The sequence below is a fragment of the Burkholderia stagnalis genome, from assembly GCF_902830275.1.
GTDB classification, from domain to species: domain Bacteria; phylum Pseudomonadota; class Gammaproteobacteria; order Burkholderiales; family Burkholderiaceae; genus Burkholderia; species Burkholderia stagnalis.
This window is the reverse complement of record NZ_CADESW010000107.1, coordinates 1-342: the sequence shown is the minus strand read 5'-3', so window position 1 is coordinate 342 and position 342 is coordinate 1. Positions and strand designations below refer to the sequence as shown.

General features: G+C 55.8%; 2 tRNA genes. Both read left to right on the top strand.

Annotated elements, in window-relative coordinates:
* Nucleotides 1–45: 45 nt before the first annotated feature.
* Nucleotides 46–121, top strand: a tRNA-Glu gene (locus HWY45_RS36440).
* Nucleotides 122–200: 79 nt separating this feature from the next.
* A tRNA-Asp gene (locus tag HWY45_RS36435) sits at nucleotides 201–277 on the top strand.
* Nucleotides 278–342: the final 65 nt, after the last annotated feature.

The following is a 342-nucleotide window of genomic DNA, read 5'->3' as shown; positions in this document are numbered from 1 at the left end:
GACGAAAAATTAATAGCGAAAACCAGACAGATCTGAAAAGATTTTGTCCCCTTCGTCTAGAGGCCTAGGACATCACCCTTTCACGGTGAGTACAGGGGTTCGAATCCCCTAGGGGACGCCAGATTCAGCGGCGTTTCGTTGGAAGTGTCGCAAAGCCTGCAGGCGCGCAGCAATGTCCTGCAGGTTGGGTGAAGAAAGCTGGAGCGGTAGTTCAGTTGGTTAGAATACCGGCCTGTCACGCCGGGGGTCGCGGGTTCGAGTCCCGTCCGCTCCGCCAAAACAATAAATGCCCGCCTCGTGCGGGCATTTTTGTTTGTGTCGTTCGGTCGTGCCCGCTTGCGG